General features: G+C 64.0%; 24 protein-coding genes. 8 read left to right on the forward strand and 16 right to left on the reverse strand.

The features are described 5' to 3' along the window. Positions 1-17: 17 nt before the first annotated feature. From LB520_RS25910 to LB520_RS25930, 5 genes are all read right to left on the reverse strand, one after another. Entirely contained in the window at positions 18-473 is a 456-nt protein-coding gene (locus LB520_RS25910; protein WP_224639850.1) for a MaoC family dehydratase, read from the reverse strand. Beyond that, on the reverse strand, positions 470-1,747 hold the full coding sequence (locus LB520_RS25915) for an NAD(P)/FAD-dependent oxidoreductase (protein ID WP_224639851.1): 1,278 nt from the start codon (positions 1,745-1,747) through the stop codon (positions 470-472). Before LB520_RS25915 ends, LB520_RS25910 begins: the two co-directional genes overlap by 4 nt. Positions 1,748-1,758: 11 nt before the next feature. Continuing rightward, on the reverse strand, positions 1,759-2,985 hold the full coding sequence (locus tag LB520_RS25920; RefSeq protein WP_224639852.1) for a flavin-containing monooxygenase: 1,227 nt from the start codon (positions 2,983-2,985) through the stop codon (positions 1,759-1,761). Between the two features lie 57 nt (positions 2,986-3,042). Next, positions 3,043-3,621, reverse strand: coding sequence for an OsmC family protein (locus LB520_RS25925; RefSeq protein WP_224529713.1), 579 nt, complete (start codon positions 3,619-3,621; stop codon positions 3,043-3,045). 238 nt (positions 3,622-3,859) lie between these two features. Next, entirely contained in the window at positions 3,860-4,105 is a 246-nt protein-coding gene (locus LB520_RS25930; RefSeq protein WP_224639853.1) for a DUF1127 domain-containing protein, read from the reverse strand. A gap of 253 nt (positions 4,106-4,358) precedes the next feature. On the opposite strand from LB520_RS25930, the gene LB520_RS25935 reads away from it, so the two are divergent. After that, positions 4,359-4,574 (forward strand): hypothetical protein, encoded by a 216-nt coding sequence (locus tag LB520_RS25935; protein ID WP_224639854.1) that lies wholly within the window; start codon positions 4,359-4,361, stop codon positions 4,572-4,574. 188 nt (positions 4,575-4,762) lie between these two features. Here LB520_RS25935 and LB520_RS25940 read toward each other — a convergent pair whose 3' ends face one another. Genes LB520_RS25940 through LB520_RS25955 form a run of 4 tightly spaced genes read right to left on the reverse strand, consistent with a single transcriptional unit; the run spans position 4,763 to position 8,769 of the window. Continuing rightward, positions 4,763-5,920: an ABC transporter ATP-binding protein gene (locus LB520_RS25940; protein WP_224639855.1), complete on the reverse strand. Its 1,158-nt coding sequence runs from the start codon at positions 5,918-5,920 to the stop codon at positions 4,763-4,765. Continuing rightward, on the reverse strand, positions 5,913-7,055 hold the full coding sequence (locus LB520_RS25945; protein WP_224639856.1) for an extracellular solute-binding protein: 1,143 nt from the start codon (positions 7,053-7,055) through the stop codon (positions 5,913-5,915). Before LB520_RS25945 ends, LB520_RS25940 begins: the two co-directional genes overlap by 8 nt. Beyond that, positions 7,052-7,894: an ABC transporter permease gene (locus LB520_RS25950; RefSeq protein WP_224639857.1), complete on the reverse strand. Its 843-nt coding sequence runs from the start codon at positions 7,892-7,894 to the stop codon at positions 7,052-7,054. Before LB520_RS25950 ends, LB520_RS25945 begins: the two co-directional genes overlap by 4 nt. Next, positions 7,891-8,769, reverse strand: coding sequence for an ABC transporter permease (locus LB520_RS25955; protein ID WP_224630359.1), 879 nt, complete (start codon positions 8,767-8,769; stop codon positions 7,891-7,893). The genes LB520_RS25950 and LB520_RS25955 overlap by 4 nt, the downstream gene beginning before the upstream one ends. Before the next feature lie 456 nt (positions 8,770-9,225). On the opposite strand from LB520_RS25955, the gene LB520_RS25960 reads away from it, so the two are divergent. Genes LB520_RS25960 through LB520_RS25975 form a run of 4 tightly spaced genes read left to right on the forward strand, consistent with a single transcriptional unit; the run spans position 9,226 to position 14,283 of the window. Continuing rightward, positions 9,226-10,380, forward strand: a complete 1,155-nt coding sequence (locus tag LB520_RS25960) for an acyltransferase family protein (protein ID WP_224639886.1) — start codon at positions 9,226-9,228, stop codon at positions 10,378-10,380. Between the two features lie 2 nt (positions 10,381-10,382). Continuing rightward, on the forward strand, positions 10,383-11,492 hold the full coding sequence (locus tag LB520_RS25965) for a glycosyltransferase family 2 protein (protein ID WP_224639858.1): 1,110 nt from the start codon (positions 10,383-10,385) through the stop codon (positions 11,490-11,492). Next, on the forward strand, positions 11,489-12,508 hold the full coding sequence (locus tag LB520_RS25970; RefSeq protein WP_224529682.1) for a glycosyltransferase family 2 protein: 1,020 nt from the start codon (positions 11,489-11,491) through the stop codon (positions 12,506-12,508). The genes LB520_RS25965 and LB520_RS25970 overlap by 4 nt, the downstream gene beginning before the upstream one ends. Continuing rightward, positions 12,505-14,283, forward strand: a complete 1,779-nt coding sequence (locus LB520_RS25975) for an ABC transporter ATP-binding protein (RefSeq protein WP_224639859.1) — start codon at positions 12,505-12,507, stop codon at positions 14,281-14,283. The genes LB520_RS25970 and LB520_RS25975 overlap by 4 nt, the downstream gene beginning before the upstream one ends. 116 nt (positions 14,284-14,399) lie before the next feature. Here LB520_RS25975 and LB520_RS25980 read toward each other — a convergent pair whose 3' ends face one another. The 3 genes from LB520_RS25980 to LB520_RS25990 are packed head-to-tail and all read right to left on the reverse strand — an operon-like array spanning position 14,400 to position 18,895. Further along, entirely contained in the window at positions 14,400-15,716 is a 1,317-nt protein-coding gene (locus LB520_RS25980; protein ID WP_224607844.1) for an HlyD family type I secretion periplasmic adaptor subunit, read from the reverse strand. Next, positions 15,713-17,458 carry a type I secretion system permease/ATPase gene (locus tag LB520_RS25985; RefSeq protein WP_224607841.1) on the reverse strand — a complete coding sequence of 582 codons (1,746 nt, stop codon included), beginning with the start codon at positions 17,456-17,458 and terminating at the stop codon, positions 15,713-15,715. Before LB520_RS25985 ends, LB520_RS25980 begins: the two co-directional genes overlap by 4 nt. A 12-nt stretch (positions 17,459-17,470) precedes the next feature. Then, a complete protein-coding gene (locus tag LB520_RS25990; RefSeq protein WP_224607838.1) occupies positions 17,471-18,895 on the reverse strand; it encodes a family 16 glycosylhydrolase in 1,425 nt (474 codons plus the stop codon). Between the two features lie 574 nt (positions 18,896-19,469). Between LB520_RS25990 and LB520_RS25995 the strand changes: the two genes are divergently transcribed. Continuing rightward, the gene (locus LB520_RS25995; protein ID WP_095768273.1) at positions 19,470-19,913 is read left to right on the forward strand and encodes an SRPBCC family protein; all 444 of its coding nucleotides are present in this window, start codon (positions 19,470-19,472) and stop codon (positions 19,911-19,913) included. 157 nt (positions 19,914-20,070) lie between these two features. Beyond that, positions 20,071-20,301, forward strand: coding sequence for a hypothetical protein (locus LB520_RS26000; protein WP_095768274.1), 231 nt, complete (start codon positions 20,071-20,073; stop codon positions 20,299-20,301). A 38-nt stretch (positions 20,302-20,339) separates the two neighbouring features. Here LB520_RS26000 and LB520_RS26005 read toward each other — a convergent pair whose 3' ends face one another. Then, positions 20,340-21,044, reverse strand: a complete 705-nt coding sequence (locus LB520_RS26005; RefSeq protein WP_224607835.1) for an SDR family oxidoreductase — start codon at positions 21,042-21,044, stop codon at positions 20,340-20,342. 195 nt (positions 21,045-21,239) lie between these two features. Here LB520_RS26005 and LB520_RS26010 point away from each other — a divergent pair, with 195 nt between their 5' ends. Then, entirely contained in the window at positions 21,240-22,322 is a 1,083-nt protein-coding gene (locus tag LB520_RS26010; protein WP_224639860.1) for an IS4 family transposase, read from the forward strand. Positions 22,323-22,624: 302 nt separating this feature from the next. Here the strand turns inward: LB520_RS26010 and LB520_RS26015 are convergent, their stop codons facing one another. The 3 genes from LB520_RS26015 to LB520_RS26025 form a co-directional block, all read right to left on the reverse strand. Beyond that, the gene (locus tag LB520_RS26015; RefSeq protein WP_224607829.1) at positions 22,625-23,065 is read right to left on the reverse strand and encodes a GFA family protein; all 441 of its coding nucleotides are present in this window, start codon (positions 23,063-23,065) and stop codon (positions 22,625-22,627) included. Between the two features lie 296 nt (positions 23,066-23,361). Beyond that, positions 23,362-24,021, reverse strand: coding sequence for an outer membrane protein (locus LB520_RS26020; protein WP_224607825.1), 660 nt, complete (start codon positions 24,019-24,021; stop codon positions 23,362-23,364). A 125-nt stretch (positions 24,022-24,146) separates the two neighbouring features. Then, positions 24,147-25,385, reverse strand: coding sequence for a patatin-like phospholipase family protein (locus LB520_RS26025; protein ID WP_224639861.1), 1,239 nt, complete (start codon positions 25,383-25,385; stop codon positions 24,147-24,149). Positions 25,386-25,402: the final 17 nt, after the last annotated feature.

Genomic DNA, 25,402 nt, shown 5'->3' on the forward strand with positions numbered 1-25,402 from the left:
AGGTACTTGCGAAGCGCTCAGCCGCTGATGAGCGGCACGGTGAACACCGTCGCGGTGCCGGTGAGGCAAAGCTCGCCCGCTTCGTTGCGCACCGATGTCTCCAGTTTCGTGATCGGCTTGTCGGCGCGCACCTCCTTGACCTCGACGCGGCCGGTGATCAGTTCGCCAACGCCGACGGCCTTGACGAATTTCCACGACACTTCGAGGAACACCGAGCCGGGGCCGGGGAGGTCTTCCGCCACCACCGCGTTCAGGATGCCGGAAGTGACGCCGCCCTGCACGATGAGCTTGCCGAACACAGAAGCCTCGGCCAGCGCCTTGTCGTAATGCAGCGGATTACGGTCGCCGGTCATCTCGGCAAAGGCATCGATATCCTGCGGCTGCGTGCGCCGCGAGCGTTCAGCAAAGGCGCCCACCTTTGGCCGGCCCTTGATGACACCGACCCACCCGTCCTTCATCACAGGCACAGTCATGGTCTTGCTCCGGTTCGATTGCGGGAAAGCTCGGCCGGCGGCTCGTCCTCGTTGGCCGGCGCTCGATAGGTCGAGGGCTTCGATGCGGCAGCGCGGCGGGCCGGAATGGGCTGCCCGGCCAGCGCCTGCACCTCGGCCTTCAGGACGGCGCTGAAGCGGCGATGCCGCTCGCCGAGATCGTCAAGCGTCCAATCGAAGCCGGCGATGGCGTCCGTGGTATCGAGGATCTGGTTGGCGATCATGTCGCGCTGCTGCTGCCAGACCGAGAATGCCGCCTCGGACCCATTCAAGATCGCCCGCGCGAGGCTCTCGGCGTCGCGCAGCGCGTCGGAAATGCCATGCGAGGTGATCGGATCGCGGAAGAAGCCGGCGTCGCCCACCAGCGCCCAGCCCGGGCCGTGCGGCTGGCGGATATAGCCCGGCACGCCACGGAACGCCTGCAGGCGCGCATCCTTCGGTGCCCGGGCCGCCTGTGCTGCCAGTGCCGGGGAAAGCGCCTCGAGCACATCCATGCGGGCGCGGGCGTGGCCGAGGCGGAAGCGCTGGTCGAACAGGCCTGTCGGCACCGAGGCGACGATGCAGGCGAGGCCGTCATTGGTCGGGATGAACGAGCCGGCTATCCCGTCGCGGAAGTACCAGTGATAGCCGGCGCCCGGCTCCACTGGCGCATAGCCATAGACATGGGCAGCCGACACAGCGCCGCGCCGCAAGGGCTGGGCGTCGACGCATTTTGCCACCAGCGAGCCGATGCCGTCGGCGCCGACCACAATATCGGCGCTGACCCGCACGGCAGTACGGCCGGCGGCGCGGATCTCGATACCCCGCACCCGCCCGCGCGTGTCGGCAAAGAGACCGCCGACCGCGACCTCGTGCAGGATCTCCGCGCCGGCCTTGCGCGCCGCATCGACCAGGATGCGGTCGAGCACGGTGCGCCGCGGCGCGATGAGGCCGGGGAGGTCCGAGCTAGCGGCAAGGGGGATGGTGATCTCCTCGTCGCCATAATGGAAGGTCGTCGTCTCGATGAGCGGCGTACCGGCCTTGAGCAGCGGCTCGAGCAGACCCCAGCGCCAAAGCTGCAACACGGCCGGTCGCATCAGCGCATGCGTCGACAGCGTGTCGGATCCATAAGGCTTGCGGTCGATCGCCAGCACCTTGAGGCCGGCGCGCGCGAGCAGCATCGCGGTCGCCGCGCCCGCGCAGCGCGCGCCGACGATGATCGCATCGTAATGGCCACGCTTAGGCTGAGCCATGAGGGAGATGAGGTTGTTTGCCATGTTCAATGTCCTCAGGCCGCCTTGCGGCCGTTGCAATCGAGATAACGGGAGATTTCGGCGGCGATCGCCTCGGCATCCGCGCCGACGCCGCCGATGAAATTGGAATCGCGTTTGCGCAGGAAGCGGAAGCCGAGCGCGTAGAGACCGGGCACGCTGGTGGCGCCGCCCCGATGCGCCAGCTCGCCATCGGAGCCGAGCGCCAGAGGCTCCAGCCAGCCGAACGAGCGCGCATAGCCGGTGGCCCAGACGATGCTGCGGATCGATCCGTCCGCCAGCGACAGCCGTTCTGGGCAAGCTGCGGGCATCGCCACCGGCTCGGGCCGGTATGGTGTCGTCACACCCGCGAAGCGATCGATCTGGTCGAGTAGGCGCGCCTGCTTCGCTTCGGCTGCCGCGATGTGCTGGCCAAGATCGCCGGCGAAGCCGATCTCGCGGTCGCCGACGCCATGCACCCGCCCGGTGAGTTCCACGCCGAGCGCCTGCAGCGTGGCGAGATCGACATCTGCCCTGTCCGGCCGGCCGGCGAGCTGCAGCGATGGCTGGCGCCGGGCGCCTTCCGGATCGGCGAGGTCTTCCTGGCGCTGTGCCATCAAGCCCATTTCGCAAAGCCAGAAGAAGATATCCTGGCCGCGCCATGTTCTGGGCAGGCGCGTATGCTTGCCGACCGAAAGCACCACGCGCCGCCCGGCGCGGGCGAGCTCGTCGGCGATCTGCACGCCGGAGGATGAGGCGCCCACGACCAGCACGCCACCGCCCGGCAGCTCGCCGGGCGAGCGATATTGCGAAGCGTGGATGCTGAGCGGTCCGCGAAGAGTCTCAACCGAAAATGGGATGACCGGCCGGTCGCAATGTCCCGTCGCGACGACGACCGCTCGCGCCAACAGCTCGCCGGCGCTGGTGCGCAAGGCAAAGCCTTCGACGGTCCGCCTGGCAGCGATGACCTCGACATTGGTCTCGACGGGTGCATTCCATTGCCAGGCGTAGCGTTCCAGGCTTTCCACGAAAGCCTCCTTGGTCATGAAGCCGTCCGGATCTCCGCCCTCGTAGGGCGAGCCGGGCAGGGCGTTCAGCCAGTTCGGCGTGAGCAACCTGAGCGAGCGCCAGCTCTGCGAACGCCAGCGCTCGCCGATGCGGCCGCGCTCCAGCACGGCATGGTCGATGCAGGCCTGGCTGAGGCAATGGCTGAGCGCAAGCCCGGCCTGGCCCGCGCCGATGATGACGACGTCCGAGCGTCTCATGGTTCATTTCCGTCTCGGGCGGCGGCGGCCCGGATCGGCTCCCGACCGCCGGCCGGCTTACTGGATGGTCTTGATGCCGACGGTGACCGGCACGCCCTTGGTCAGCACGTCGAACACGGCCGAACGGGCGCGCGACTGCTCGACCAGCTGCTGGAGCTTTTCGGCCGGCGCGTCGCCTTCGATCTCGAACGACACCTGGATGTTCTGGAAACCGTTGCGGACCTCGTCGGAGATGCCGAGGATGCCGCGCAGGTCGATGTCGCCGTCGACCGAGCATTTCACCTTGGTGAGCTTGATGCCGCGCGCGGCGGCGATGTTGGCGACGCCCGCCATCAGGCACCCCGCCAGCCCGTGCAGCAGCCACTCGACCGGGGTCGGCGCGTTGTCGGCGCCGCACAAGATCGCCGGATGATCGGCATCGGCATAATGCGGCTTCTCGTGCTTCTGCTCCTGGCCGGCGCCGAAGAAGCCGTTCATGACGGTCTTGCTGTGCGTGCCCTCGATCCACTCGTTGTGAGCGCGGAACTGGAACTTGGCGAGCTCCGGCTGCCCGGCGACGAAATTGATCGTCGCCAAAAGGTTCGGCGTGTCGACGCCATTGAGCGGAAGCCGTGCAGGTTTGGTGTTGGGTTGCATCTTCATCTCCAAAGGTTCGTTTGCGGCTTGGTTGCCGTGACGGCCTCTGTTTGCCGATGGAGCGTTTGAACGAGAGTGGATGCGATCGTGGAATTTTTCATACGCCTACCGTGGAAATTGCGTTGGACGTATCGTTTGAAACGAAGCGTCTTGACCCGAATGCGCCGGAACCCAAAAGCCCCGGGCGTGGGGAGGCCCGGGGGCCTGTCGAGGGCGTGGCGACGATCGCCATCGGCGATCAATGGGCGTTGCGGATGTCCATCCCGCCGGCGTCGGAGGCGTAGCGCATCGAGGTGTAATGATCGATTTCAGAACGGGCGATACCCAAGTCCTTGAGCAGATAATCGGGCATGGCCTGCATGGCGGCGCGGTCGCTGCGCATCCTCATTGCACGGTAGACAAGGCGCAGCGCACGGCCGGCAAAATTGATCGGGCCGAGACCCGATCGGCTGGTTTCATGGGCGGTGTGTTCCAAAGTCGTCATCGTCGTCTCCATCCTTTGCGGCGCGACCGTTCGCGTCGTCGATGGGAGGACTTGTCGCTTATGACCGGGGGAACGAGCGTTGGAGCGGGCGTCGAAATTGCCGTGGGAATTTGGTCGTGTCTCGATTTGAAATATAGTCGCTGCCAATGTGGCAAGGAGCGCGTCGTCGCCAAGTCCTTGGCCTTCCAATTATATCAGTGGTCGCGTATATAAGGCCGCATTACTATGCTCATTTTCAGCGGGGAATTAAATCATGCGCAAACAGAAATCGCTTGGACTGGCGCTTCTTGCCTCTATATCGCTTTTCCTCGCCGACGCCGCCTTAGCGAAAGACGCCTACAAAACACCATGCAGGGCGGATGCCCAGCGACTGTGCAAGATGGTCGACAACGCAAAGGGGTTAAGCTGTCTTAAACAGCATATCAGTGAGCTCACTCCTGCCTGCAAGGCGTTTCTCTCCAAGAAATGAGCTGTAATAGCCGTCAAGGATCGTACTGATTGCACGGCAGACCTACGGACCGCCAAGGTGGTTCTCCGTCCGGAATTGCGTCAAAGCAAGGACATGGACCCGTTCGCTGTTTCGGTGAAACGGTGAACCGCTCCAGGCACCGCGACCGACGGAAATCGCCCATGCCTGCGGAAAGGCGGCCGCGGCCTTCAGGAAATCCGCAGCCCGGTCTCGTCCAGCAAGACGCAGTCGTCGGCGTCGAAGCCGAGCTCGATCGCTTCGCCTTCGCGCAGCACCCGGCCGTCGATCGGGGCGTTGGCGCGGATGTTCGCCTTGCCGCCTATGTCGACCTCGTAGATAGCGCTGCCGCCGAGATAGGAGGCCGACACGATCCGGCCGGGCAACCGATTGGCGCTCGCTCGACCGACCGACAGTTTCTGTGGCCGCACCACGACGGTGACTACGCTTCCCTGCGGCAGCGCCTTGGGTGAAAGCACATTGACCGTCTGGCCGCCGGCGAGCGTGACAATGGTCGGCCCGTCGGACCTGCTCACCGTGCCTGACAGCATGTTGGCCTTGCCGAGGAAGTCGGCGACGAAGGCGGTGGCCGGCCGCTCGTAGACCTCTTCCGGCGTGCCGATCTGCTCGGCCGAGCCGGCATTCATCACCACGATGCGGTCCGACATCGACAGCGCTTCTTCCTGGTCGTGTGTGACGAAGATGGCGGTGATGCCTGTTTCCTTCTGGATCTTCTTGATCTCGACGCGCATCTCCTCGCGCATGTTGGCGTCGAGGGCCGAGAGCGGCTCGTCGAGCAGAAGCACCTGCGGCTCGAAGACGATGGCGCGCGCCAGCGCAATGCGCTGCTGCTGGCCGCCCGACAATTGCGAGGGCAGTTTCTTCTCGCTGCCCGGCAGCCGCACCATATCGAGCGCCTGGCCGACCTTGCGCTTGATCTCGGGCTTGGCGACGTTGCGGTATTTCAGCCCGAAGGCGACATTGTCGAACACGCTCTTGTGCGGAAACAGCGCATAGCTCTGGAACACCAGCCCGATATTGCGCTTGTAGATCGGCACGTCGTCGACCCGCCGGCCGCCGATCATGATCTGGCCGGCAGAAATATCGACCAGCCCGGCGATGGAGCGCAGGATCGTCGTCTTGCCGCAGCCCGAAGGGCCGAGCAGCGTGACGAAGCTGCCCTTGCCGATCGACAGCGAGAAATCGCGCACCGCGACGAACTTGCCGTAGGTTATCTCGATGTTGCGGAACTCGACCGCCGGGTTGTTCGCCCCGGCGGCCGCGCTCGCGCCCTCCGCCCCGGCCGAGGCCGGCCGGGGATTGAGTGTCGTGCCCTGGCTGTCAGGCACCTTTCGAGATCCTGTTCCACTGCTTGGTCCAGGCGTCCTCGTTGGTCGCCCAATAGACCGGATCGGCGAAGGTCAACGCCTTCATCGTGCCGGTCGGATCGAAAGCCGGCAGCTTCGCGATCTTGTCGGTGAGCTTGACCTTGTTCGGGTCGAGCGACGGCGGATAGCTCTGGCCTTCGGCCACCGCGATCGAAGTCGCCGGATCGAGCATGAAGTTGATCAGCTCTTCGCACTCGGCCATCGGCGAGCCTTTCAGGATCAGCATGTCCTCCATCCAGGCATAGGAGCCGGCCGGATCGAGATAGCCGATCGGGTGGCCCTGGTCCTGCAGCGCCGCGACGCGGCCCGACCAAGCGTCTGTCACCACGATCTCGCCCTTGGAGAGCAGGTCCATCAGCTCCGCGCCGGAGCTCCAGAACTTCTTGGCGAGGTCGCGCGTTTCGCGCACCTTGGCCCAGATCGTATCCATGTCCTTGAGGTTGTTGGGGTCTTGTCCGGTGGCCAGGGCCGCGTACCAGACGCGCGTGGTCATGTCGGAATAGCCGCCGACCTTACCGGCATATTTCTTGTCGAGCAGAAGTGCAGCGCCCTTTTCCTTGGCTTCCTCCGGCGAGATCACCTTGGTGTTGTAGGCGATGCCGGTGGTGCCGTAATCGTAGGGCACGGCCGACAGCTTCGGCGTCAGCTTGCGGAACGGCTCGATCATCGGCTGCAGCACATTCGCCATGTTGGGAATGTTGGCCTCGTTGATCTCAGAGTTCATCCCGGCATTGATATATTTGATGTAGTAGTTGACGCCGGACGAATGGACGATCTGGAAGTCGCCGGGCTTGGCCGTCTTGATCTTGGTGATGATCTCGTTCTCGTCGCCGAACGTGCCCTGGACCACCTTGATCTTGGTCTTGGCCGTGTAGGGCTGGAAGGCATATTTGTCGATCGCGTCCTGCACGGTTCCGCCCCAGCCGTCGAAGCGCACCTGCTCGACCGCGGCAAGCGCCCGGCTCATCCACGGCATGGAGAGGCCGGCCGAGGCCGCGGCAGCCGCTGTCAGGCTCAGGAACGTCCGTCGGCTGAGATCGCCGTTGACATAGCGGTCGTGCAGCCGCTCCAGCCGCTTAGTGGTGGTCAGTTTCATCGTGCTTCCTCCTTGGGTTCGCCGCGTCTTCTCAGTTTTGTCAGGCTTTGCATCAGCAGGCCGCCGATCAGCGGGATGCCGACGGTCACCACAATCATCACGGTGCCGAGCGCGTTGATCTCCGGGCTGATCGAGATTTTCAGCATCGAAAGGATTTGGGTGGGCATGGTCTCGACGCCTGCCGGCCGCCAGAACAGGCTGGCCGACGTGTTGTCGAACGAGATGGTGAAGGCGAGCAGCGCGCCGCCGACGACCGCCGGGATGAGCAGCGGCAGCGTGATCTCGCGGAAGGACGAAAAGCGGGAGGCGCCGAGCGAAAGCGCCGCCTCCTCATAGACGCGCCTTATGCCGACCATTCGCGCCTGCGCGATCAGCACCACATAAGGCACCGCAAGCAGGATGTGGCCGAGCACCAGAAGCAGCATGGTGCGCGGCTGGTCGATCGCCTTGATCAGCACCAGAAGGCCGACGCCGAGAATGGTTTCCGGCACCAGCGCCGGCAGGATCACCAGCGTGCTCAGCGCCTGCTTGCCGCGGAAGTCGAAGCGCGCCAGCGCGAAGGCCGTGACGACGCCTATTGCCGTGGTGACGGCGGCGGTGACCAGCGCGATCCACAGCGAGGTGCGGAAAGCCGTCAGCACCGCGTCATTGTTCATCAGCTTGGCGTACCATTGCAGCGAAAAGCCGGTCATCGGGAAGCCGCCGAACATCGAGGCGTTGAACGACAAGATGACGGTCGCCGCGATCGGCGCGAACATGAAGACGTAGACGCAGAGCGTGACGAAGCCGGTCAGCCGCCATGCCCATTTGCCGTCCTTGTTCGGCCGCGCAGCCTTCATCCGCCCAACCCCTTCACGATCTGCGACATACCCATGTAGCGGGTGTAGATCGCGGCGAAGAAGCCGAGCACGAGGAACAGCACGATCGACAGCGTTGCGCCCAGCGGCCAGTTCAATTCGCTCATGATGGTGTCATAGATCAAATTGCCGAACAGCGCGTCGCGGCCCGAACCCAAGAGCTGCGGCGTCACATAGCTGCCGGCCGCCAGCACGAAGCAGAGCAGCAGGCCCGCCGCGAGACCCGGCAAGGAAAGGGGCAACGTCACCTCGCGGAACGCCTGCGCACTGGTGCAGCCCATCGAGCGGGCCGCCGAGATCAGCGTTCGGTCGATGCCCTCGAGGCTGACATAGACGTTGAGGATCATGTAGGGCAGGAGGAAATGCAGCAGCCCCAGGATCACCGCGCCTTCGTTGTAGAGCATCGGCAGCGGTGCATTGATGATGCCCATTTTGAGCAGCGCGACATTGATGACGCCCTGTTCGCCAAGGATGTTGATCCAGGAAAAGGTGCGGATGGTGAAGCTGATCCAGAATGGCACGATGAGCAGGAGCAAGAGCAGCCATTTGTGCCTGAAGCTCGTGGCCCAGATGAAATAGGCCGGGAAATAGCCGAGCACGCCACATAGCAGCGCGGTGATCGCGCCGACCCTCAACGTCTTCAGCAGGAAGCCGGAATAATAACTGTCGGTGAAGAATTCCTGCCAGTTGGCGGTGGTCAGCGCGCTGGTTTCGACGCCTGCGGTGACGAAGGTGAAGAACGTATAAGCCGCCATCACCGCGATCGGCAGCACCAGGAAGAAGATCAGCAGCAAGAGCACCGGTGCAACCAGCATCCAGGCCAGGCGTGGATCGTACAAGGTCCATCGATTTTTCATGCGCACCCGAAGGTCCGCGCTTTCTTCGAAGCGCTTTTGTTCCCGCAGTGAAGATTGTTTCATTGCCGCCGCGATGTCTACAGGCGGTGATTGAGCCAGAGAGATGGGAGTGAGGAGGGTAACCCCTTTTGGTATGTCGCCGGGCTACATTGTGGCGTTGTCTGAGCGGTTCTCCAGCAGCTTCGAAGAGCTTGATGCATCCGCATTGGTTGGAGCCTGCGCTTCGTCAAAAAAGGCAGAATAGCGGCATAGACGTGTCATTTCCTGGAACGAACGGTCACGTTTTCATTCAGGCTGATAACTATTCTGTGTTGCACCGCACCATTTTGTGCCGCAGTCCTTTAGCGTAGGCGAATATAGGGTTTAGGAGTCGGCACGCTTGCGTTTTCCGTTGACCGGCACGGATGTTGCGGCCGCCGGCCCGGGCCATGTCGTCAGCACCAGCGGCTGCGAATGATGCCCGGCGGTCGCGACCTCCAGCTTGACGCGCTCCGGGCTGCTGCCGTCACGCTTGTGCTTTATTCGCATTTCTTCGCGCCCGGCGGCACGTCCTTCCTTGGTCATCTCGGAGTGCGGCTGTTCTTCGTGCTTTCCGGCTTCCTGATCACCAGGCTTTTGCTGGAGGCGCGCGACGCCGACCAATTCGCGGCTGGATCGGCGCTGCGCTCCTTCTATGCCAGGCGCGCGATCCGAATATTCCCGCCCTATTTCGCGGTACTGGCCTTCGTCTGGTTTACCGATCTTGAACAGGCTGGATCGTCGCTCGTCTGGCACGCGCTCTATCTGTCGAACTTCTGGTACGCTCATCGCAACGACTGGACGCCCTGGCTGCTTTGCCATTTCTGGAGCCTCAGCATCGAGGAGCAGTTCTACATCGCCTGGCCGCTGGTCGTCCTCCTGGCGCCGCGCAGGCGCATCGAGGCGATCACCATTGGCCTCATCTGCTTTTCGCTCGCCTACCGCTTCTACTGGCCGATCGCCGCCAACCCGGCGCTGGCCCGAGACCTGTTGCCGCCGGCCTCGATGGATGCCCTTGCCTGCGGCGCGCTGCTTGCCGTACGTCGCGCCAGGGGCGCCGGCGTGCCGCGTTGGATGCGGTTCGGCTGGCCGGCATTCGTGGCGCTCTTCCTACTCGTCGTCTTGTCCGATCCGGGGCCGGCGAACTCGACATGGGAATGGCCGCGCTGGCTCCTGGTGCAGGTGCTGCCGCTGGTGCCGTTGGTGGCGATTGTCTCGATGTGCTCGAACGGCCTTCCCGGCACGCTCGGCTGGCTGGCCGAACTGCCTCCGCTGCTTTTCCTCGGCCGCATCAGCTACGGCGTCTATCTCTATCACGCGATCCTCCTCGCTTACACCGTAAAGGCGCAGCCGTGGATCCCACTCAACGTCTCGGAGGAGGGGCCGGGGCGCTTCCTGGTCGCGGGCGCCGCCACGCTGATTGTCGCCTCGCTGTCCTGGGTGCTGTTCGAAAAGCCGCTCAACAGCTTCAAGCGCTATTTTCCCTATATCGCGCGGCCACGCGCTCGTGCGCCGAGCGAGACCCGGCGGTTCGGCGCCACATATCCCGGCGCAGAAGCGGCGCTCGATCTGCAGCCGACGGACCGGAGCTGACAATGATACGCCCGCTCATCTCCGTCGTGCTGCCGATCTACAATGCCGAGCTCTATGTCGGCGCTGCAATCCAATCGATCCTGCGGCAGGACTACGACCGGCTCGAAATCATCGCCATCAATGACGGATCGACCGACAGGTCGCTGGAAATCCTGGAGCGCTTCCGCAAGGCGGACGGCCGCGTAGCCATAATCTCGCGCGAGAATCGCGGCCTCGTCGCCAGCCTCAACGAGGGGCTGTCAATCGCCCGGGGCGAGTTGGTGGCGCGGATGGATGCCGACGATTTTGCCTATCCTTGGCGCCTGTCGCGCCAGGCGGCGCTGTTTGCCGCGCGGCCCGAACTCGGCTTCTGCGGCTCGCTTGTCGACACGCTGCTGCACGGCCGCGTCGCACGGGGCAGGGTGGATCCGGTGTTCCGCCTCGGTCTCCTCCCGGTGCTGTCGAAGTTCTTCACGATCTTCATGCATCCGACGGTGGTCTACAACCGCCGGGTCATCGGCGAGGCAGACCTGTATTACGATGGCCGCTACCGGCATGCCGAGGATTTCGATCTCTTCCGGCGGCTGGCCGACCGCTATCCGGCGGCGCTGATGCCGGAAAGCCTGCTCGTCTACCGCCTGCATCCCGGCAGCGTGACCAGCTTGCATACAAGCGAGATGCGGCGCACGCACCTCCGGATTGTCGGCGAAAATCTCGAGCGCGAGGGGCTGGCGGACGAAACGCAGGATCTGCGCGCCATTGGCGATAGTGTTTCGTTCGATACTGTGCGCCGCGCGGCCGCGTTCATCCGCAGCCTGGAGGAGCGGGTCGCCGAGTTGCCGGCCGCATCGCGGCCGAGCTTCGAGGCCGGCGCGCTGAACCTGTTCTATTTCCTCTACCAGCTCGTCAACGACCAGCAGCGGCCGGCGTTGGCGCATGAGTTGCTGACGCTGACGGCGAAGTGGGACGTCATCCGCCGCCGCGAGAAATACGCGCTGCGCGCCGGCGCCTGGGCGCCTTGGCTGAGCCAGGCTTCGATATGGGCTGGCAAACGCGCGGACTGGGTCTCCTATCGCTTCAAATCCGCGCCGGCGGCGTCCGTGCTTGCGCCTTATCGGATGGGGGCGGCATGAACGCCGATCGCCATCCGCTGCTGCAGCATCTACGCTCGCCCCCCGGCCCGAACCAGCGGCTTGAGGTCTCCTTCATCGTCTGCACGCGTGATCGCGCGGCGGTGCTGAAGTCCTGCATCGATTCGATCCGCGCCGCTTGCCGGACGCATCCTGCCTTCGCCGCCGAGCTGGTGGTGGTCGACAATGGCTCGCGCGACGGTACGGCCGACTATCTCTCGCGGATCGCCACGGCGTCCGATATAGCGCTGACGGCTATCTGTGAGCCACGGCCCGGACTGGCGGCGGCGCGCAATGCCGGGATGGCGCGGGCGCGCGGGCGCGTGCTGGTCTTCGTCGACGACGATTGCCGGCTCGACCGCGACTATCTCGTCGATCTCGAGCGGCATTATGCGAGTGGCGAGAAATGGCTGATCCGCGGCGGCCGCGTCGAGATCGGCGACGCCGGGGACCTGCCCTTCACCATCAATCGCTGCGAAAAGCGCAAGCGGCTGACGCGCGCCGTCCATCCGGGCGGCTTCGTGCTCGGCTGCAACATGACCATGCATCGCGATGTTGCCGCTTTGATCGGTCCCTTCGACGAACGCTTCGGCGCCGGCGGAGCGCTGCGCTCGGCCGAGGATACGGATTACCTGGTGCGCGCCATGCTGGCCGGCATGGCGGTGGAGTATGTGCCGGATATGACGATCTTCCACCATCATGGAAGGCGCGACCGCGGGGCGATCGAACGGCTGCACCGCGACTATCATTTCGGCAACGGTGCGCTCTGCCTGAAACATATGCGCCGCGCCCCGTGGCTGCTTCGTCACTTTTACTGGGCAACGCGGGCGGCCACGCGCGAGCTCTTCGGCGGTCCGCGTTTCGACCAGGAGCTCAGCCTGTCGCACTGGCCGATCGTGCTGATGAACCTGGCGGGCGCGGCGAAGTTCATGGCCCTGGTGCTGGCCGGGCGGCCTGACCGGCAGGAGCGGCCCGCCCAGGAAACCACCGAGGCCAGAGCCGAGGCCGGCGCGCGATGATCGAACCCAAAGCCCCTATCTTGTCGATATTGCAGCGCGCGCTCGGACGGCGTCAGCTCGGCCTGATGCCCGTCGTCGTCGTGCTCGGACTTGCAAGTGCCGCGCTCGAAGGGCTCGGCATCGGACTGATCATCCCGCTGCTTGGCATCATCATGGGCCATGGCGAGACGACCGGCATGGCCGGCCTCTCCGCTCTCCTGCAGAAGGTCGGCGCCGGGCTAGGCGAGCGTGAGCGGCTGATTGCGATTTCGGCCGCGATCCTCGGTTCAATCCTGCTCAAGAACCTGCTCGCCTTCGCCAATTCGGTGCTGACCGCTCATATCTACGGCAAGGCGAGCCAAGCGATACGCGGCGCCCTGGCCGAGCGGCTGCTCAATGTCGGCTATACCTTCTTTCTCAGGCAAAGCCCGGGCCGCTTGCTCAACATCATCTCCAGCGAATCCTGGCGGGCGTCGGATGCCATCCAGGGTATGCTCAGCGCGATCGTCAGCGCCTCGGCGGCGCTCATCCTGCTTGCCTTTCTGTTGCTGCTCTCGTGGCCGATGACGCTCCTGGTGATGCTGGGGCTGGCGCTGGTGCAAGCGGCGCATATGGCGCTGTCGGCGCATCTCAGGGCACCCAGCCGCAATGTTTCGGCGCGCAACAGCGCCTTGGCCTCGCAAATGCTGCATCTCGTCCATGCTGGCCGGCTGATCCGCATCTTCGGCCAGGAGGCGCGTGAGAAGGCGGCGTTCGAAAAGGCATCCGACGGCGTGCGGCGCGCGGCCTTCCTGCTCTCAAACCGCCAGGGCGCGCTGGGGCCGCTGACCGAAGTTCTGCACGCCATGCTGTTCCTGGCGGTGGTGATCGGCGCCTGGCTTGCGGGCTTGAGTTTCCCGCTGGTCGCCGCCTTCCTCATCCTGCTCTACCGCCTGCAGCCGCATATCAGAGCCTTGCAGATGACCTGGAGCCAGTTGCAGGGTCTTTCCGGCTCGCTGGAAGAGGTGACCTGGCTGCTCGATCCCGATGGCAAGCCCGCGCCGCCCGAGGGCAGCCGGCAGTTCGCCACCTTAACGAAAAAAATCGCCTTCGAGGGCGTGAGCTTCAGCTATGCCAATGAGGAGCAGCGCGCGGCGGTGCTGCACGCGGCGAGCTTCGACATCGTGAGCGGGCACTCGACGGCGTTGATCGGCCGCTCCGGCGCCGGCAAAACGACGATCGTCAACCTGCTCTGTCGCTTCATCGAGCCGGATGCAGGCAAGATCCTTGTCGACGGCGCGCCGCTCGGCGAGATCGACCCTGTCGACTGGCGCCGCCACATCGCTCTGGCCAGCCAGGAGCTGGAGCTGGTCGACGGTACGATCCTCGACAACATCACCTATGGCAAGGACACGGCGACGTTCGAGGAGGCCCGCCGCGCCGCCGAGCTTGCCGAAGCGCACGGCTTCATCGAAACGCTACCGCAAGGCTACCAGACGGTGGTCGGCTATCGCGGGGTGAACCTTTCGGCCGGGCAAAGGCAGCGCATCGCGCTCGCCCGCGCTCTTGTACGCGACCCCGACATATTGATCCTCGACGAGGCCACCAACGCGGTGGATGGGCTTTCGGAAGCGGCGATCGTCGAGACGCTGAAGTCGCGCGCCGGCCGCCGCACCACGATCGTCATCAGCCACCACCGCAGCACCATCTCGTTCTGCGACGACCTGGTGATCCTGGAGCATGGTAGAGTGAAGAAACAGGCGCCGTTCACTGAGATGGCGAAGCTTAGTATGGATGAGTTGTATCGGCCGGAGTGAGGAGCCCGAGCAGGGGCTCGCCCGCATCTTCTTCGTCATCACTTCCTCCTCCTATGTGCCGAAGCGAGGACGGTTCTGGCGCAAAGCGGCGTTCCGAGGCGGCCGGAAGGGCTGCCCTACCTTTCCCTGAACGCCCGTGCGAACGAGTCCATCATCGGGCGTACCAGATATTCGAAGAAGGTCCGGTTGCCGGTGCTGATGAAGGTGTCGACCGGGGTGCCGGGATAGAGCTGGTCTGCCTTCACGCCGGGGGGCAGGGCATCAGCGATTTTCAGCCTGGCACGGAAATAGGGTTCGTGGGTGGCCTCGTCGATCAACCGGTCGGCAGAGATCTCGCTCACCGTGGCCAGGACTTCCGGCGTCAGGCGCGCGTTGAGCGCCGACAGCCGGAGCTTTGCCTGCTGGCCGACATGCACCTGGTCGATGTCCTTCGGCCGCAGCCTGGCGTCGACCACCAGGCCCGAGGTCGTGGGCAGGATCTCCATGATCTTTTCGCCGGGCGCGACCACGCTGCCTTGCGAATTGTAGGTCGAGGAGACGACGATGCCCGCCGCCGGCGCGGTGATTGTCGTGCGCTTCAGCACCGATTGCGCGGCGCGCATCCGCTCCTCGATGTCGGCGAGGTTGATGCGCACATCGTCGAGCTTCGTCAGCGCTTCCTCGACGCGCTGCGTCGTGGCGCGCTCGGTCTGCGCCTCCGCTTCCACGATCTGCGTGCTGGCCGAGGCGAGGTCCGCCTCGAGCGCGCCGGCTTGGCCGACGAGGTCGGCCTCCGAGCGCAAAAGCTGCGAATATTCCCTGCGGTCGGTAAGGCCCCGGTTCAGAAGGTCGGTCTTGATGCCGAGCTCCTTCTTCACCACCTCGGCCTGCTGCTCGATTGCGGCCTTCTGCGCGTTCAGCCCTTTGACCGACTCGCGATGCATGGCGACGCGCTGCGCCAGGATCGACTGCTCCGACCGGAATCGCGCAAGCCTGGCGTCGAATTCCTTCTGCTGCTCGCGGATGAGGTTTTCGAATTCCTGCTGGAACGGCGCCGGCGCGGGATCGGCGATCGGCGCCAGCGTGGCGAGGCCGTCGCGCTCGGCCTCCAGCCGCGCCGCGCTTGCCTTGAGCGCGATCCATTGTCTTGTCAGCCGGTTGAGATCGGCTTCCGCGGCGGTCCGGTCGAGCAGGATGAGGTCCTGGCCCCCCCGCACGCGGTCGCCTTCATGCACCAGCAACTGCCTGATGATGCCGCCCTCGCGATGCTGGATGAGGATGTTGCCGCTGGTCGCCGCGATCGTGCCTTGCGTGATCACCGCGCCTGCCAGCGGCGCACTCGCCGCCCAATAACCGAAGGCGCCGACCATCAGCGCGATCGCCGCATAGCCGGCGAAGGCCGTGCGCCGGAAGTCGGTGCGCGGGCGGCTTTCGAGGATGAGGCTCTGCGTCATCGTCCAGGACCCGTGGCGATGCCGTGCGAGGCGCGGATGGTCGGCGCGAACGATCCTGTGACCACCGTGTTCCGCTGCTTGCCCGGCTGGCGCAGCACCTCGGCGCTCGGTCCGAACGCCTCGATCGCGCCGCCGCGCAAGACCATCACACGGTCGCAAGCCGTGGCAATCGAGGGGCGATGCGTGATCACGATCGTGGTCACGCCCGCGGCGCGGGCCGCCGCGAGCACCGTTTCCAGTGCCGTCTCTCCGGCGCCGTCGAGATGCGTGCTCGGCTCATCCAGCACCAGGATGCGCGGATTGCCGTAGAAAGCGCGCGCCAGTCCGATCCGCTGCCGTTCGCCGCCCGACAGCGTCCCGGCGATCGTCGTCTGATAGCCGTCACGCAGCGAAAGGATCAGCTCATGCGCCTCAGCGCGCTTTGCCGCCTCCACGATCGCGGCGTCATCGGCCTGCGCGTCGAAGCGGGCGATGTTGTCGGCGATCGAGCCGGGGAAAAGCTCGATCTCCTGCGCCAGATAGCCGATATGCCGGCCGAGCTGGTTTTCGTCCCACGTCCTGAGCTCCGCGCCGTCGATCCTGATCGTACCGCCGCTCGGCTGGGCGGCCCCGACGAGCAGGCGCGCCAGCGTCGACTTTCCGGCACCGCTCGGGCCGACGATCGCCACCGCTTCGCCGGCCTGAATCGCGAAACTCAATCGCTTGAGAATCGGTTCGACGCCAAAGGCGGCATTTGGCGCAATGAAGAAAAGATCCTGCGCCGAAATCGCACCGGTCGGGTCGGGCAAGACGAGCTTGCGCGTCTCTGCCGGTTGCGCCGCGAGCGCGGTCCCCAGCCGCGTCCAGGCACGCCTCGCCTCACCGAGCTGCCGCCAGGAGCCGATCAATTGGTCGAGCGGCTGCAGCGCGCGCGACGACACGAGCGAGGAGGCGAAGATCATGCCGGCCGTCATCTCGCCCTTGAGCACCAGCCAGGCGCCGGTGCCGAGGATCGCCAGCTGGAGCATCATGCGCAGCGCTCTCGAAGCGCCGCTGAAGACGGCGTTGGCGCCGGCCGAACGGTCGTGCAGGACAAGCGCTTCCGCCACATGCCGGCCCCAGGCGCGCGCGGCGTTTTCCACCATGCCCATGGCGCGCAGCGTGTCGGCGTTGCGGGCAAAGACCTGCTCGGCCCGGCTGGCCAAGGCCGAACGCTCCGCCGAGAGCGCATCGTTCCTGCCGATGGCAAGCTGGTTGGCGAAGACCAGCACGACGAGCAGCGCCTCGCCGCCGAGCGTCACCCAGAACAACAGCGGATGGATCAGGTAGAGCAGGGCGAGGAAGACCGGCGCAAAGGGCAGGTCGAACAGCACCGAGACACCGCGCGAGCGGATGAAGGCGCAGACCGAGGCAAGGTCGGTGAGCGGCGACGGCGCATTGCCGGAACCGAACGAAGCGGCGAACGCTCTGGCGCCAAGCCTCTCATTGACCATCGCCGCGACGCGCTGCGTGTAGACGGCTCGGACGGCGTCGAGAAAGCCGAGGAAACCGAGCGCCGCGACCGCGATGACCGACAGATAAACGAGCGTCTCGACGCTGGAGGAGGGCAGCACCCGGTCATAGACCTGGAGCAGGTAGAGCGGGATGACCAGGAGCAGAAGGTTGATGAGCAGCGAGAACAGCCCGACATCGGCGATGGCGCGCAGGAACATCGGCCGCAGGCCGGCCTGCCTGATCGCACCCGGAGCGCTCTCCTGTGACATTGGCTCGACCGCCTAGGCTGTGTGTTCGCCCGTGACGTTCAAATGGCTCTGCTGCAGCTCATCCAGCGTATAGGCGTGGATATAGTCGATCTTCATCTGGGCCGACGTGGCGAGATGGTCGGGCGGCGCGCCGGCTTGTCCGCCGATCGCGAGATCGACCAGCATGTACATCGGCTTGTTCATGTCGGACGGCGTCGCCGCTTGCGCGACCTGCACGCCGTCATAGGTCCAGACCAGCTTGTCCGGGGTCCACAGCAGACCATAGGTATGGAAGCCGGCGGTGTCCATGACGTTCACGGTTGATCCGACCGTGGTGTGCTGGCCCGTCTGGTTGGTGTGCGCGGTCATCAGCAGCGAATTCGGTTTCTGTCCGTACATCTCCATCACGTCCAGCTCCGGCGGCCAGGAGCCGTCTTCCGGCAGCAGCCAGAAGGCCGGCCAGGCGCCGGCGTGTTCCGGCAAGTCGGCCCTCATTTCGAAATAGCCATAGGTCTGCGAGAAGGAGTCATGCGTGGTCAGGATGCCGGAGGTGTATTCGTAATTGTTGATCAGCGGCTTGATGTCGGCCGGCGCCTGCGCCGCGGTAATGGTGAGGACCCCGTCCTGCACGCTGAACGGATGCACCGAGCTGGTCGGGGCGTAATTGGCGTCGATATACCACTGCAGCTCGCCATTGCGCGTTAACGTGCTGCCGTTCGGCGCCCCCCACCAGAAGTTGGTATCCCAGGTGCCGCCCTGGCTGTTGTGCAGGTTCAGCGTGTTGAACTCGTCGCTGAAAGACAGCGTCATGCCGGATTTGTCGATCGGCAACTGGAACTGGTTGGGCTGGAATTTGTCGATCGTGGTGTTCTTGAATTCGAGAATTTCGCCCGATCCGAGGTTCAGCACCACATTGGGCCCCGCCTGGATCATGGCGTTGTGGACGGCGGCGAACGAAGTGAATCCGTAACCATCGAGCCGCACAGCATCGTTCGAGGCGAAATTGACGATCGAGTCGCTGCCGTTGCCCTTCGCGATGATGAAAACATCCGCGCCGCCGCCGCCATCGATCAGCACATCGTTGCCCGCCCCGCCGTCGATCGTCTGGCCGCCCGCCTTGGCGGTGATGATGTTGTCCAGCGCATTGCCGAAGGCATAGTTGTGGGCGTTGGTGACGACGAGGTTCTCGACATTGTCCGGCAGCGTGTAGCTCATCCATGTGTTGATCGTGTCGATGCCCTGTCCGGCGTACTCGACCACCTTGTTGCCCGCCGAATAGAGGTAATAAATGTCGTCGCCTTGGCCGCCATACATGGTGACGTTGACGCCGCTGGAGGCCCAGATTGAGTCGTTGCCGCTGCTGCCGTTGAATGTCGGTCCGGACGTTGCCGAAAACCAATGGTTGGAAGCGCCGCTGTAATAAAGAGGAACGCCTACCGCGTTGACGACGAAACTCATCGGACACTCCTTTCTTGGTGGCGGCTGATTTTCAGGCCAACCTGCAAGCCGGCCTATGGTTCCAAGGATTCGCGTCACAGTACAGATAAAAAATTACCGCTGATCGATAATGATTAGAAATAGACATAACAAGGGGTTTCTAATACAATTTATGCGCGATAATTACACCCCGAATTACTCAATTTTACTCAATATTGCGAGGCTCATGCTGAAATATGGGCAAGATGCCGCGCGTGACCGCCATCGACCAGCGCGGCTGCGCGCGGTGAGCAAGGGCTGAGTCGCCATATGTTCGACGTTGGATATTCGAGCCGGAATCCGATTTCGGTTTGCTCGACAAAAGCGATCGACCGAACGAACAGCGATGGCCAACGACGTCGCACATCGCGTCACATTGCGCCCAGCCAGCCCGCGCCACCGACGATGCCCAACCTGATCGAAGCGCTCACGTCCGCAGCCTCCGCCGCAAGGGTGGCAGGGTAGCCGCGGGCCACAAAATTTGACAGCCTCTGTCGGATCGGCTGAGGGCTGCCCGTCCTTGGGGCTTCGATCAACGAAGAGAGGATATCGAGACATGCCGAGCACCATTCAACTGCACCGCGTCCTGGCGACCAAGCCGGAGAAGGTTTACCGCGCGTTCGTCGAGGCCGATGCACTGGCGAAATGGCTGCCGCCAAACGGTTTTACTTGCACGGTCCACGAGTTCGAGGGCAAGGTGGGCGGCGCCTACAAGATGTCCTTCCGCAACTTCACCACCGGCGACAGCCATTCCTTCGGCGGCGAATTTGTCGAGCTCGTTCCGAGCGAGCGCCTGCGCTACACGGACCGCTTCGACGATCCCAACCTGCCGGGCCAGATAGAGGTGACCGTGATCCTTAAGAAGGTTTCGGTAGGCACCGAGGTCAACATCACCCAGGCCGGCATCCCGGACGCCATCCCCGCCGAGGCCTGCTATCTCGGCTGGCAGGAATCGCTGCGCAACCTGGCCAAGCTCGTCGAGCCCGAGATCAACCAGTAAGGTCGGAGCTATTCCAGGAAAAGTGCGTAGGTTCCGGCGCCTTCGCCGTAACCTTCTGGAATTGCGTCAAGATGAGAGCGGGCGGCGGTCGGTCTTCCGGCCGCCGCCTTACCCAACGTAAGCGAAATTTCACCAAGTGCTGTTAAAAGCCGCTTCCATGGATCGCAACAAGAACAATGACCTGTTTGTCCTGATGGCGGCGCTCGCCGCCATCGCGATCTACAACATTGCCTGCGGCATCAAGACAGGCGAAGTCCGCGGCAAGTTGCATTGGGTCGCTCTGGCGGACGATCCGACACGTTTTTGGAACATCGTGGTCGGCAATTCGATCGTCCTGGTCGCCTCGATAGTCTTTCTGTGGGTTCTCAATTCCCGCAGGCCCGGATGATTTAGGGGCGGCGTCCTCTTTGCCTCACACCGCTCCTTTCACACTGCTCTTGTGATGCCGCCATCGACGCGGATGTTCTGTCCGGTGATGTAGGCGGCTCCGTCCGAGGCCAGGAAGGAGATCGTCGCGGCGATCTCATCCGAAGTGCCGTAGCGCTTCATCGGTACGCTGTCGCGGCGCTCGTTCGTCGCCGGCAAGCTGTCGATCCAGCCCGGCAGCACATTGTTCATGCGGATGTTGTCGGGGGCATAAGTGTCGGCGAAGATCTTGGTGTAGGCGGCAAGCCCGGCGCGCGCCACGGCCGACGTCGGGAACATCGCGCTCGGCTCGAACGTCCACGCGGTCGAGATATTGATGATAACGCCACCCTTCTGCTTCTGCATAACCGGCGTCACCAGCCGGGTCGGGCGCACGGCGTTGAGGAAATAGGTGTCGATGCCCTTGTGCCAGTCCTCGTCGCTGATCTCGATGATCTGCGCACGTGGCCCGTGGCCGGCGCTGTTGACCAGCACGTCGATGCGGCCCCAGCGTTCCACCGCGCCATCGGTAAGGCGCTTCAGATCCTCATTCGACTGGTTGGAGCCGGTGACGCCGAAGCCGCCGAGCTCCTTGCCCAGCGCTTCGCCTTTGCCGGAGGAGGACAGCACGCCGACCTTGAATCCGTCCGCCGCCAGGCGCCTGGCCGCCGCGGCCCCTATGCCGCTGCCGCCCGCCGTCACCAAAGCTACTTTCTCGCCTGCCATATCGCTGTCCATCCCGGATGTTTAGGTTGAAAGCGATCCTGTTAGCATGCGCAGGGCACGGGATGAACCGGATTGGATTGCGCCAAGGCGTCCGCGATTGGCGAAAGCCGCGGAACTGCCAATCTCCCCCCCTCGTGGGCATAAGCGCTAAGATAGGGATTGCGGCGCGGAATCGATTGTGATTCTACGCTGGGGATGACACACGAATCGCTTGTTGATGACGGCTGGGCCGAGACACTTGAGCTTCTCGGCGGCGAAGAGTTGATCGCAGAAAGTGCGCGTGAGACGAAGGCATTCCTGCGCCCGCGCGGCATCAGGTCGGCGAGCGATCTGTTGCGCCTGACGCTGGCTTATTGCCTTGGCAAGGTAGGCATGCGGGGCGTCGTGGCCTGGGCGGCGGCGAGCGGAATCGCCGACATTTCGGACGTGGCCTTGCTCGGCCGGCTGCGCAACGCAGGGCCATGGCTGCAGCAGTTGATCGGGCATCTTTTGCAGCGCGAAGAGAAAGACCTGACCAAGGGCCGGCTGATCCGCATCCTCGATGCGACGTCAGTTGCCAAGGCCGGTGCGCATGAGAAGAAGAACAATGGCCTTTGGCGCATGCACTGCGCCTTCGAGCTTGAGCGCGAGCAGTTCGATTTCCTCGAGATCACCGACCAGAGCGAGGCCGAGCTGATCGACCGCGTGCCGGTGGTGGCGGGCGAGATCCGCATCGGCGACCGCGTCTATCTGCAGGCCGAGCGGATCGCAAAGGTCATAGCGCAAGGCGGCGACGTTGTCGTGCGCGCGTCGTGGAAGAATGCGCGATGGCTCGACGCCAACGGCGAGGCGTTCGATCTCATCGGCCATCTGGAGAGCTGCCGCGAGGAGGTCTTCGAAACGCCTGTCCGGCTGGGCCTCAAGAAAGGTGAGTCGGTGAAGATGCGCCTGATCGCCTTGCGCAAATCCGAGGCCGCGGCACAAGAAGCGCGGCGCAAAATCAACAAGGAAGCCAGGGCCAAGGGCAACAAGGTTCAACCGCAGACGCTGATTGCAGCCGGCTTCGTCATCCTTGTGACCTCGCTGGGTCGGGAGGAGTTTCCCGCCGGCACGGTTCTCCAGCTCTATCGCATGCGCTGGCGCATCGAGCTCGCCTTCAAGCGCCTGAAGAGCCTGATCGGGCTGCGCGCGCCTCCCGCCAAAGACCCAAGGATCGCAAAGCCTTGGATACTTGCCCACTTCCTCATCGCGCTTGTGACCGAACCCCTCTCGCAGGAGTTGGGTGTCTCTCCCCCTTGAGCGACGGGCGACCGCTGTTGTGGCGTGCTACCCGCCAGATCGTCGCCTCCCTGATCGCAGCGATCTTTACCCAGCCACCCCTGGCAGCCCTGCGCCGAAAGCTCCATGCCTTGCGACATCGATGGCGTGAGCCACCGCGAAAACGCAAGTTTCAAGCCATGCCAAAGCTACCTTAGCGCATATGCCCTCGTGGGGGAGATGCCCGGCAGGGCAGAGGGGGGCGCTGTCCCGCCGGCGCATCAGCCGTTATCCACGCCGCCGTGCCTTTTGATCTGGCGAGCGATCCAAGCTCGAACAACGCCTCATTCCTTCGCGCCCCCCTCTGTCCTGCCGGACATCTCCCCCACAAGGGGGGAGATTGGTAGTTCCGCCGTCGCCTCTCTGCCCACCCACGCATGCCTTCTCGCCTCCCAGGCAATCCGCGTCGGCGCGGGGAACGCCGGATCGGCGAAACAGCCCACCGCCACCGCAATGGCGTCCGGCTTGCGCTCCGGCTCCCAGTAAACGCTGGAGCCGCACTCCGGGCAAAAATGGAAGGTGACCGCATGACCGCCGTCGGACAATCGCCTGTAGGTGCTGGCGGTCCCTTCGGCCCTGACCGCCGCGCGGGCGAAGAATCCGGCAATGCCGTAAGTGCTGCCGGTCCGCCTCTGGCAGTCGAGGCAGTGGCACAGCGCGACCAGGCGCGGCTCGCCGTCACAGGAGATCTTCAGTTGCCCGCAGGCACAGGATGCGGTTCGCATGGGCTGCCTCATGGTTGAATGAGTTCCTCGCCGCTATGCGGCGGTCGGCATGCTCAGATTTTCGGGATGAGGTTGGCGCGAGGCGCCGCCGTATTGTTACGCGTTGTAGCCTGGTGATTCAACAGCATCGGTGATCGGCCAGCGCCACTGCAACGCTACAACGACATGTCCGTCGCCCCTCTACGCGGCTATGGGATTATCTCACGGAAGTTACCGCCGCAACGACGGAGGTTTTTCCTGCAGAAAAAAAGCCTGTCGCGGTAAGCGACAGGCTCTCTATTTGGAACTTCAGAGAACTAGAATTTGTAGGCGATGCCGAGGCGAACCTCGTTGGTCTTCAGATCAACATCGGCATTGGCATTTCCAAAGGACTCTGAGCCGAAGTCAGTATAGCGATATTCGCCTCGCAGCAGCAGATTGTCGGTCATGGCATAATCCAAGCCGACGCCTATCGTCCATCCTGTGAATGTTTTATCGGACGAAGTTCCGCCGGGGACATTAGCACTAATGTCGACATCACCAAACGCAACACCGCCCGCAATGTAAGGAAGAAAACGATCAACGGCATATCCTAGACGAAGTCTTGCCGCCCCGCTCCATTTGAGTTCTTCGGTTGCGTCGAAGCCCGTTGGGACACCAGGAGCGGTGAATATTTCGCCGCTGCCATCAACATTTGCATATACGACGTCCAGTTCCGCACCAATCACGATGTTGTTGGACATCTGATAGTTGTAACCGCCGTAAACGCCTCCAAGGAATCCGTCAGGGTCTGTGTCGACAAAGCCCGGTCCGCCGATCTGGTCTATATTGCCTTTACCCCAAGCATAGCCTGCCTGTAGGCCGATATACCCGCCTGTCCAGCTAAAGACCGGCGCAGGTTCTGCAACGATGGCATCGGCAGCAAAGGCCGACGACGCCAGCAGAGACAACGACAAAGCAAGAAGCAGCTTCTTCATAGGTGATCTCCTCGTAACCTACCGTTGTGTAGCAGAGCTCGCCGATACGTGCAGTCGCATTTTTGCCACAGTTCTGCCCGGATTCAAACGGCGGGCGGCGGAACCCGGGGGCGAGGAAAAGCCGCTCAAACCTTGAGGCCATTCATCATCATCCTCGACACTCGCGCGCAGCGGCCGGGCTTCACGTCGCCCGCTTTCAGCGGCACGCCCTTGCCCGCAGCCACTGCCGGCTCGTACCAGCCCCGCAGCGCCTGGTCGGCGGCGCAATAGCCCCAGTTCACCAGGTCGACCGTCTCTTCGCTGCCCAGAAAATGCAGCGAGGTGCCGATATCGGTAGGTGCGGTGGCGGCGGTTTGCACGAAGGCCGGCTCGGCCGTGTCGGGCTTGCTGGCGATCGACCAGAAGACGCCGCGCGTCGCCGCATAGCCGGGCCGGGTCGCGTCATTGGCCAGGCCACGATCGTCGGCGTCCTTGGCCGCCTGGAAGCGCGCCACCAGATCCCGGCGCCTGAGCGAGCGCACCTGGTTGTCGGTGGTGTCGAGCACGCGTTTCAACTGCGAGAACCAGTTCCGATAGCCGGCGCTCGAAGCCTGCCAGGGCGCGCCGGCGTCGCTGACCAGCAGCCAGCGGCAGCGTTTCAGCGCCGGCTCGATGCCGTGATTGTCGTAGACGCCGCCATCGGTGAGCACGGCGCGCGAAGGCGGCACCGGCGGGCCGACGCTCGGGTCGAGCTTGTCATTCTTCCACGCGAAGGGCGTGAGCTCGAGCCGCAGCGGCGACAGGAAAGGCGGGAAGGCCGAGGAGGCGGCAATCGCGAGAGCCACCGGCAGGTCGGCCTGGTAGGCGACGCCGATGCGATAGTCGGCGATGTAGCGCCGCGACAGCCGGAACAGCGAGCCGGTGCCGAGATTGCTGGAGCAGAACACGAACCAGGGTTTTTCCGGCAGGCTCTTCAGCATCGGCCTTGAGCCGTCGAACAAATGTCTCTCGTAGCAGTCGGCGACTTCGCGCGCCGCGCTGGAAAACGGGTTGAGCAGGCCCTTGAAGATCGACGGCACGTCGAGGAAGACTTGCGAGAACTCCAGTATCCTGTCCAGATAGATATCGAAATAGGCGGCGACACCGTTGACGAAGGCGAAACGCGGCCAAAGCACCGCCAGCAGCCCGGCGGCTATCGAGCCGCCCGAGACCGAGCTTACCATGTCGAGTTTCTGGAGCAGCCCGGCCTCGTTGAGGCGGCATAGCGCGCCGGCATGAAACAGCATGGCGCGGTAGCCGCCGCCCGACAGGCAGAGGCCGAGATCATAGCGTTCGGGCGCGCCGCCATCCGCGTCCGGTGGTGATCCAGCCGCAATCGGCTCCATCGCGGCCCCCTTGCCTG

It is taken from the genome of Mesorhizobium sp. CA12, assembly GCF_020165255.1.
In the GTDB taxonomy this organism is placed as follows: domain Bacteria; phylum Pseudomonadota; class Alphaproteobacteria; order Rhizobiales; family Rhizobiaceae; genus Mesorhizobium.

Bases quoted from the DNA above. Each gene is read 5' to 3' on its own strand.
- LB520_RS25910 (WP_224639850.1), bottom strand. From the start codon at position 473: ATGACTGTGCCTGTGATGAAGGACGGGTGGGTCGGTGTCATCAAGGGC.
- LB520_RS25915 (WP_224639851.1), bottom strand. From the start codon at position 1,747: ATGGCAAACAACCTCATCTCCCTCATGGCTCAGCCTAAGCGTGGCCAT.
- LB520_RS25920 (WP_224639852.1), bottom strand. From the start codon at position 2,985: ATGAGACGCTCGGACGTCGTCATCATCGGCGCGGGCCAGGCCGGGCTT.
- LB520_RS25925 (WP_224529713.1), bottom strand. From the start codon at position 3,621: ATGCAACCCAACACCAAACCTGCACGGCTTCCGCTCAATGGCGTCGAC.
- LB520_RS25930 (WP_224639853.1), bottom strand. From the start codon at position 4,105: ATGACGACTTTGGAACACACCGCCCATGAAACCAGCCGATCGGGTCTC.
- LB520_RS25935 (WP_224639854.1), top strand. From the start codon at position 4,359: ATGCGCAAACAGAAATCGCTTGGACTGGCGCTTCTTGCCTCTATATCG.
- LB520_RS25945 (WP_224639856.1), bottom strand. From the start codon at position 7,055: ATGAAACTGACCACCACTAAGCGGCTGGAGCGGCTGCACGACCGCTAT.
- LB520_RS25950 (WP_224639857.1), bottom strand. From the start codon at position 7,894: ATGAAGGCTGCGCGGCCGAACAAGGACGGCAAATGGGCATGGCGGCTG.
- LB520_RS25955 (WP_224630359.1), bottom strand. From the start codon at position 8,769: ATGAAAAATCGATGGACCTTGTACGATCCACGCCTGGCCTGGATGCTG.
- LB520_RS25960 (WP_224639886.1), top strand. From the start codon at position 9,226: ATGCCCGGCGGTCGCGACCTCCAGCTTGACGCGCTCCGGGCTGCTGCC.
- LB520_RS25965 (WP_224639858.1), top strand. From the start codon at position 10,383: ATGATACGCCCGCTCATCTCCGTCGTGCTGCCGATCTACAATGCCGAG.
- LB520_RS25970 (WP_224529682.1), top strand. From the start codon at position 11,489: ATGAACGCCGATCGCCATCCGCTGCTGCAGCATCTACGCTCGCCCCCC.
- LB520_RS25975 (WP_224639859.1), top strand. From the start codon at position 12,505: ATGATCGAACCCAAAGCCCCTATCTTGTCGATATTGCAGCGCGCGCTC.
- LB520_RS25980 (WP_224607844.1), bottom strand. From the start codon at position 15,716: ATGACGCAGAGCCTCATCCTCGAAAGCCGCCCGCGCACCGACTTCCGG.
- LB520_RS25985 (WP_224607841.1), bottom strand. From the start codon at position 17,458: ATGTCACAGGAGAGCGCTCCGGGTGCGATCAGGCAGGCCGGCCTGCGG.
- LB520_RS25990 (WP_224607838.1), bottom strand. From the start codon at position 18,895: ATGAGTTTCGTCGTCAACGCGGTAGGCGTTCCTCTTTATTACAGCGGC.
- LB520_RS25995 (WP_095768273.1), top strand. From the start codon at position 19,470: ATGCCGAGCACCATTCAACTGCACCGCGTCCTGGCGACCAAGCCGGAG.
- LB520_RS26000 (WP_095768274.1), top strand. From the start codon at position 20,071: ATGGATCGCAACAAGAACAATGACCTGTTTGTCCTGATGGCGGCGCTC.
- LB520_RS26005 (WP_224607835.1), bottom strand. From the start codon at position 21,044: ATGGCAGGCGAGAAAGTAGCTTTGGTGACGGCGGGCGGCAGCGGCATA.
- LB520_RS26010 (WP_224639860.1), top strand. From the start codon at position 21,240: ATGACACACGAATCGCTTGTTGATGACGGCTGGGCCGAGACACTTGAG.
- LB520_RS26015 (WP_224607829.1), bottom strand. From the start codon at position 23,065: ATGCGAACCGCATCCTGTGCCTGCGGGCAACTGAAGATCTCCTGTGAC.
- LB520_RS26020 (WP_224607825.1), bottom strand. From the start codon at position 24,021: ATGAAGAAGCTGCTTCTTGCTTTGTCGTTGTCTCTGCTGGCGTCGTCG.
- LB520_RS26025 (WP_224639861.1), bottom strand. From the start codon at position 25,385: ATGGAGCCGATTGCGGCTGGATCACCACCGGACGCGGATGGCGGCGCG.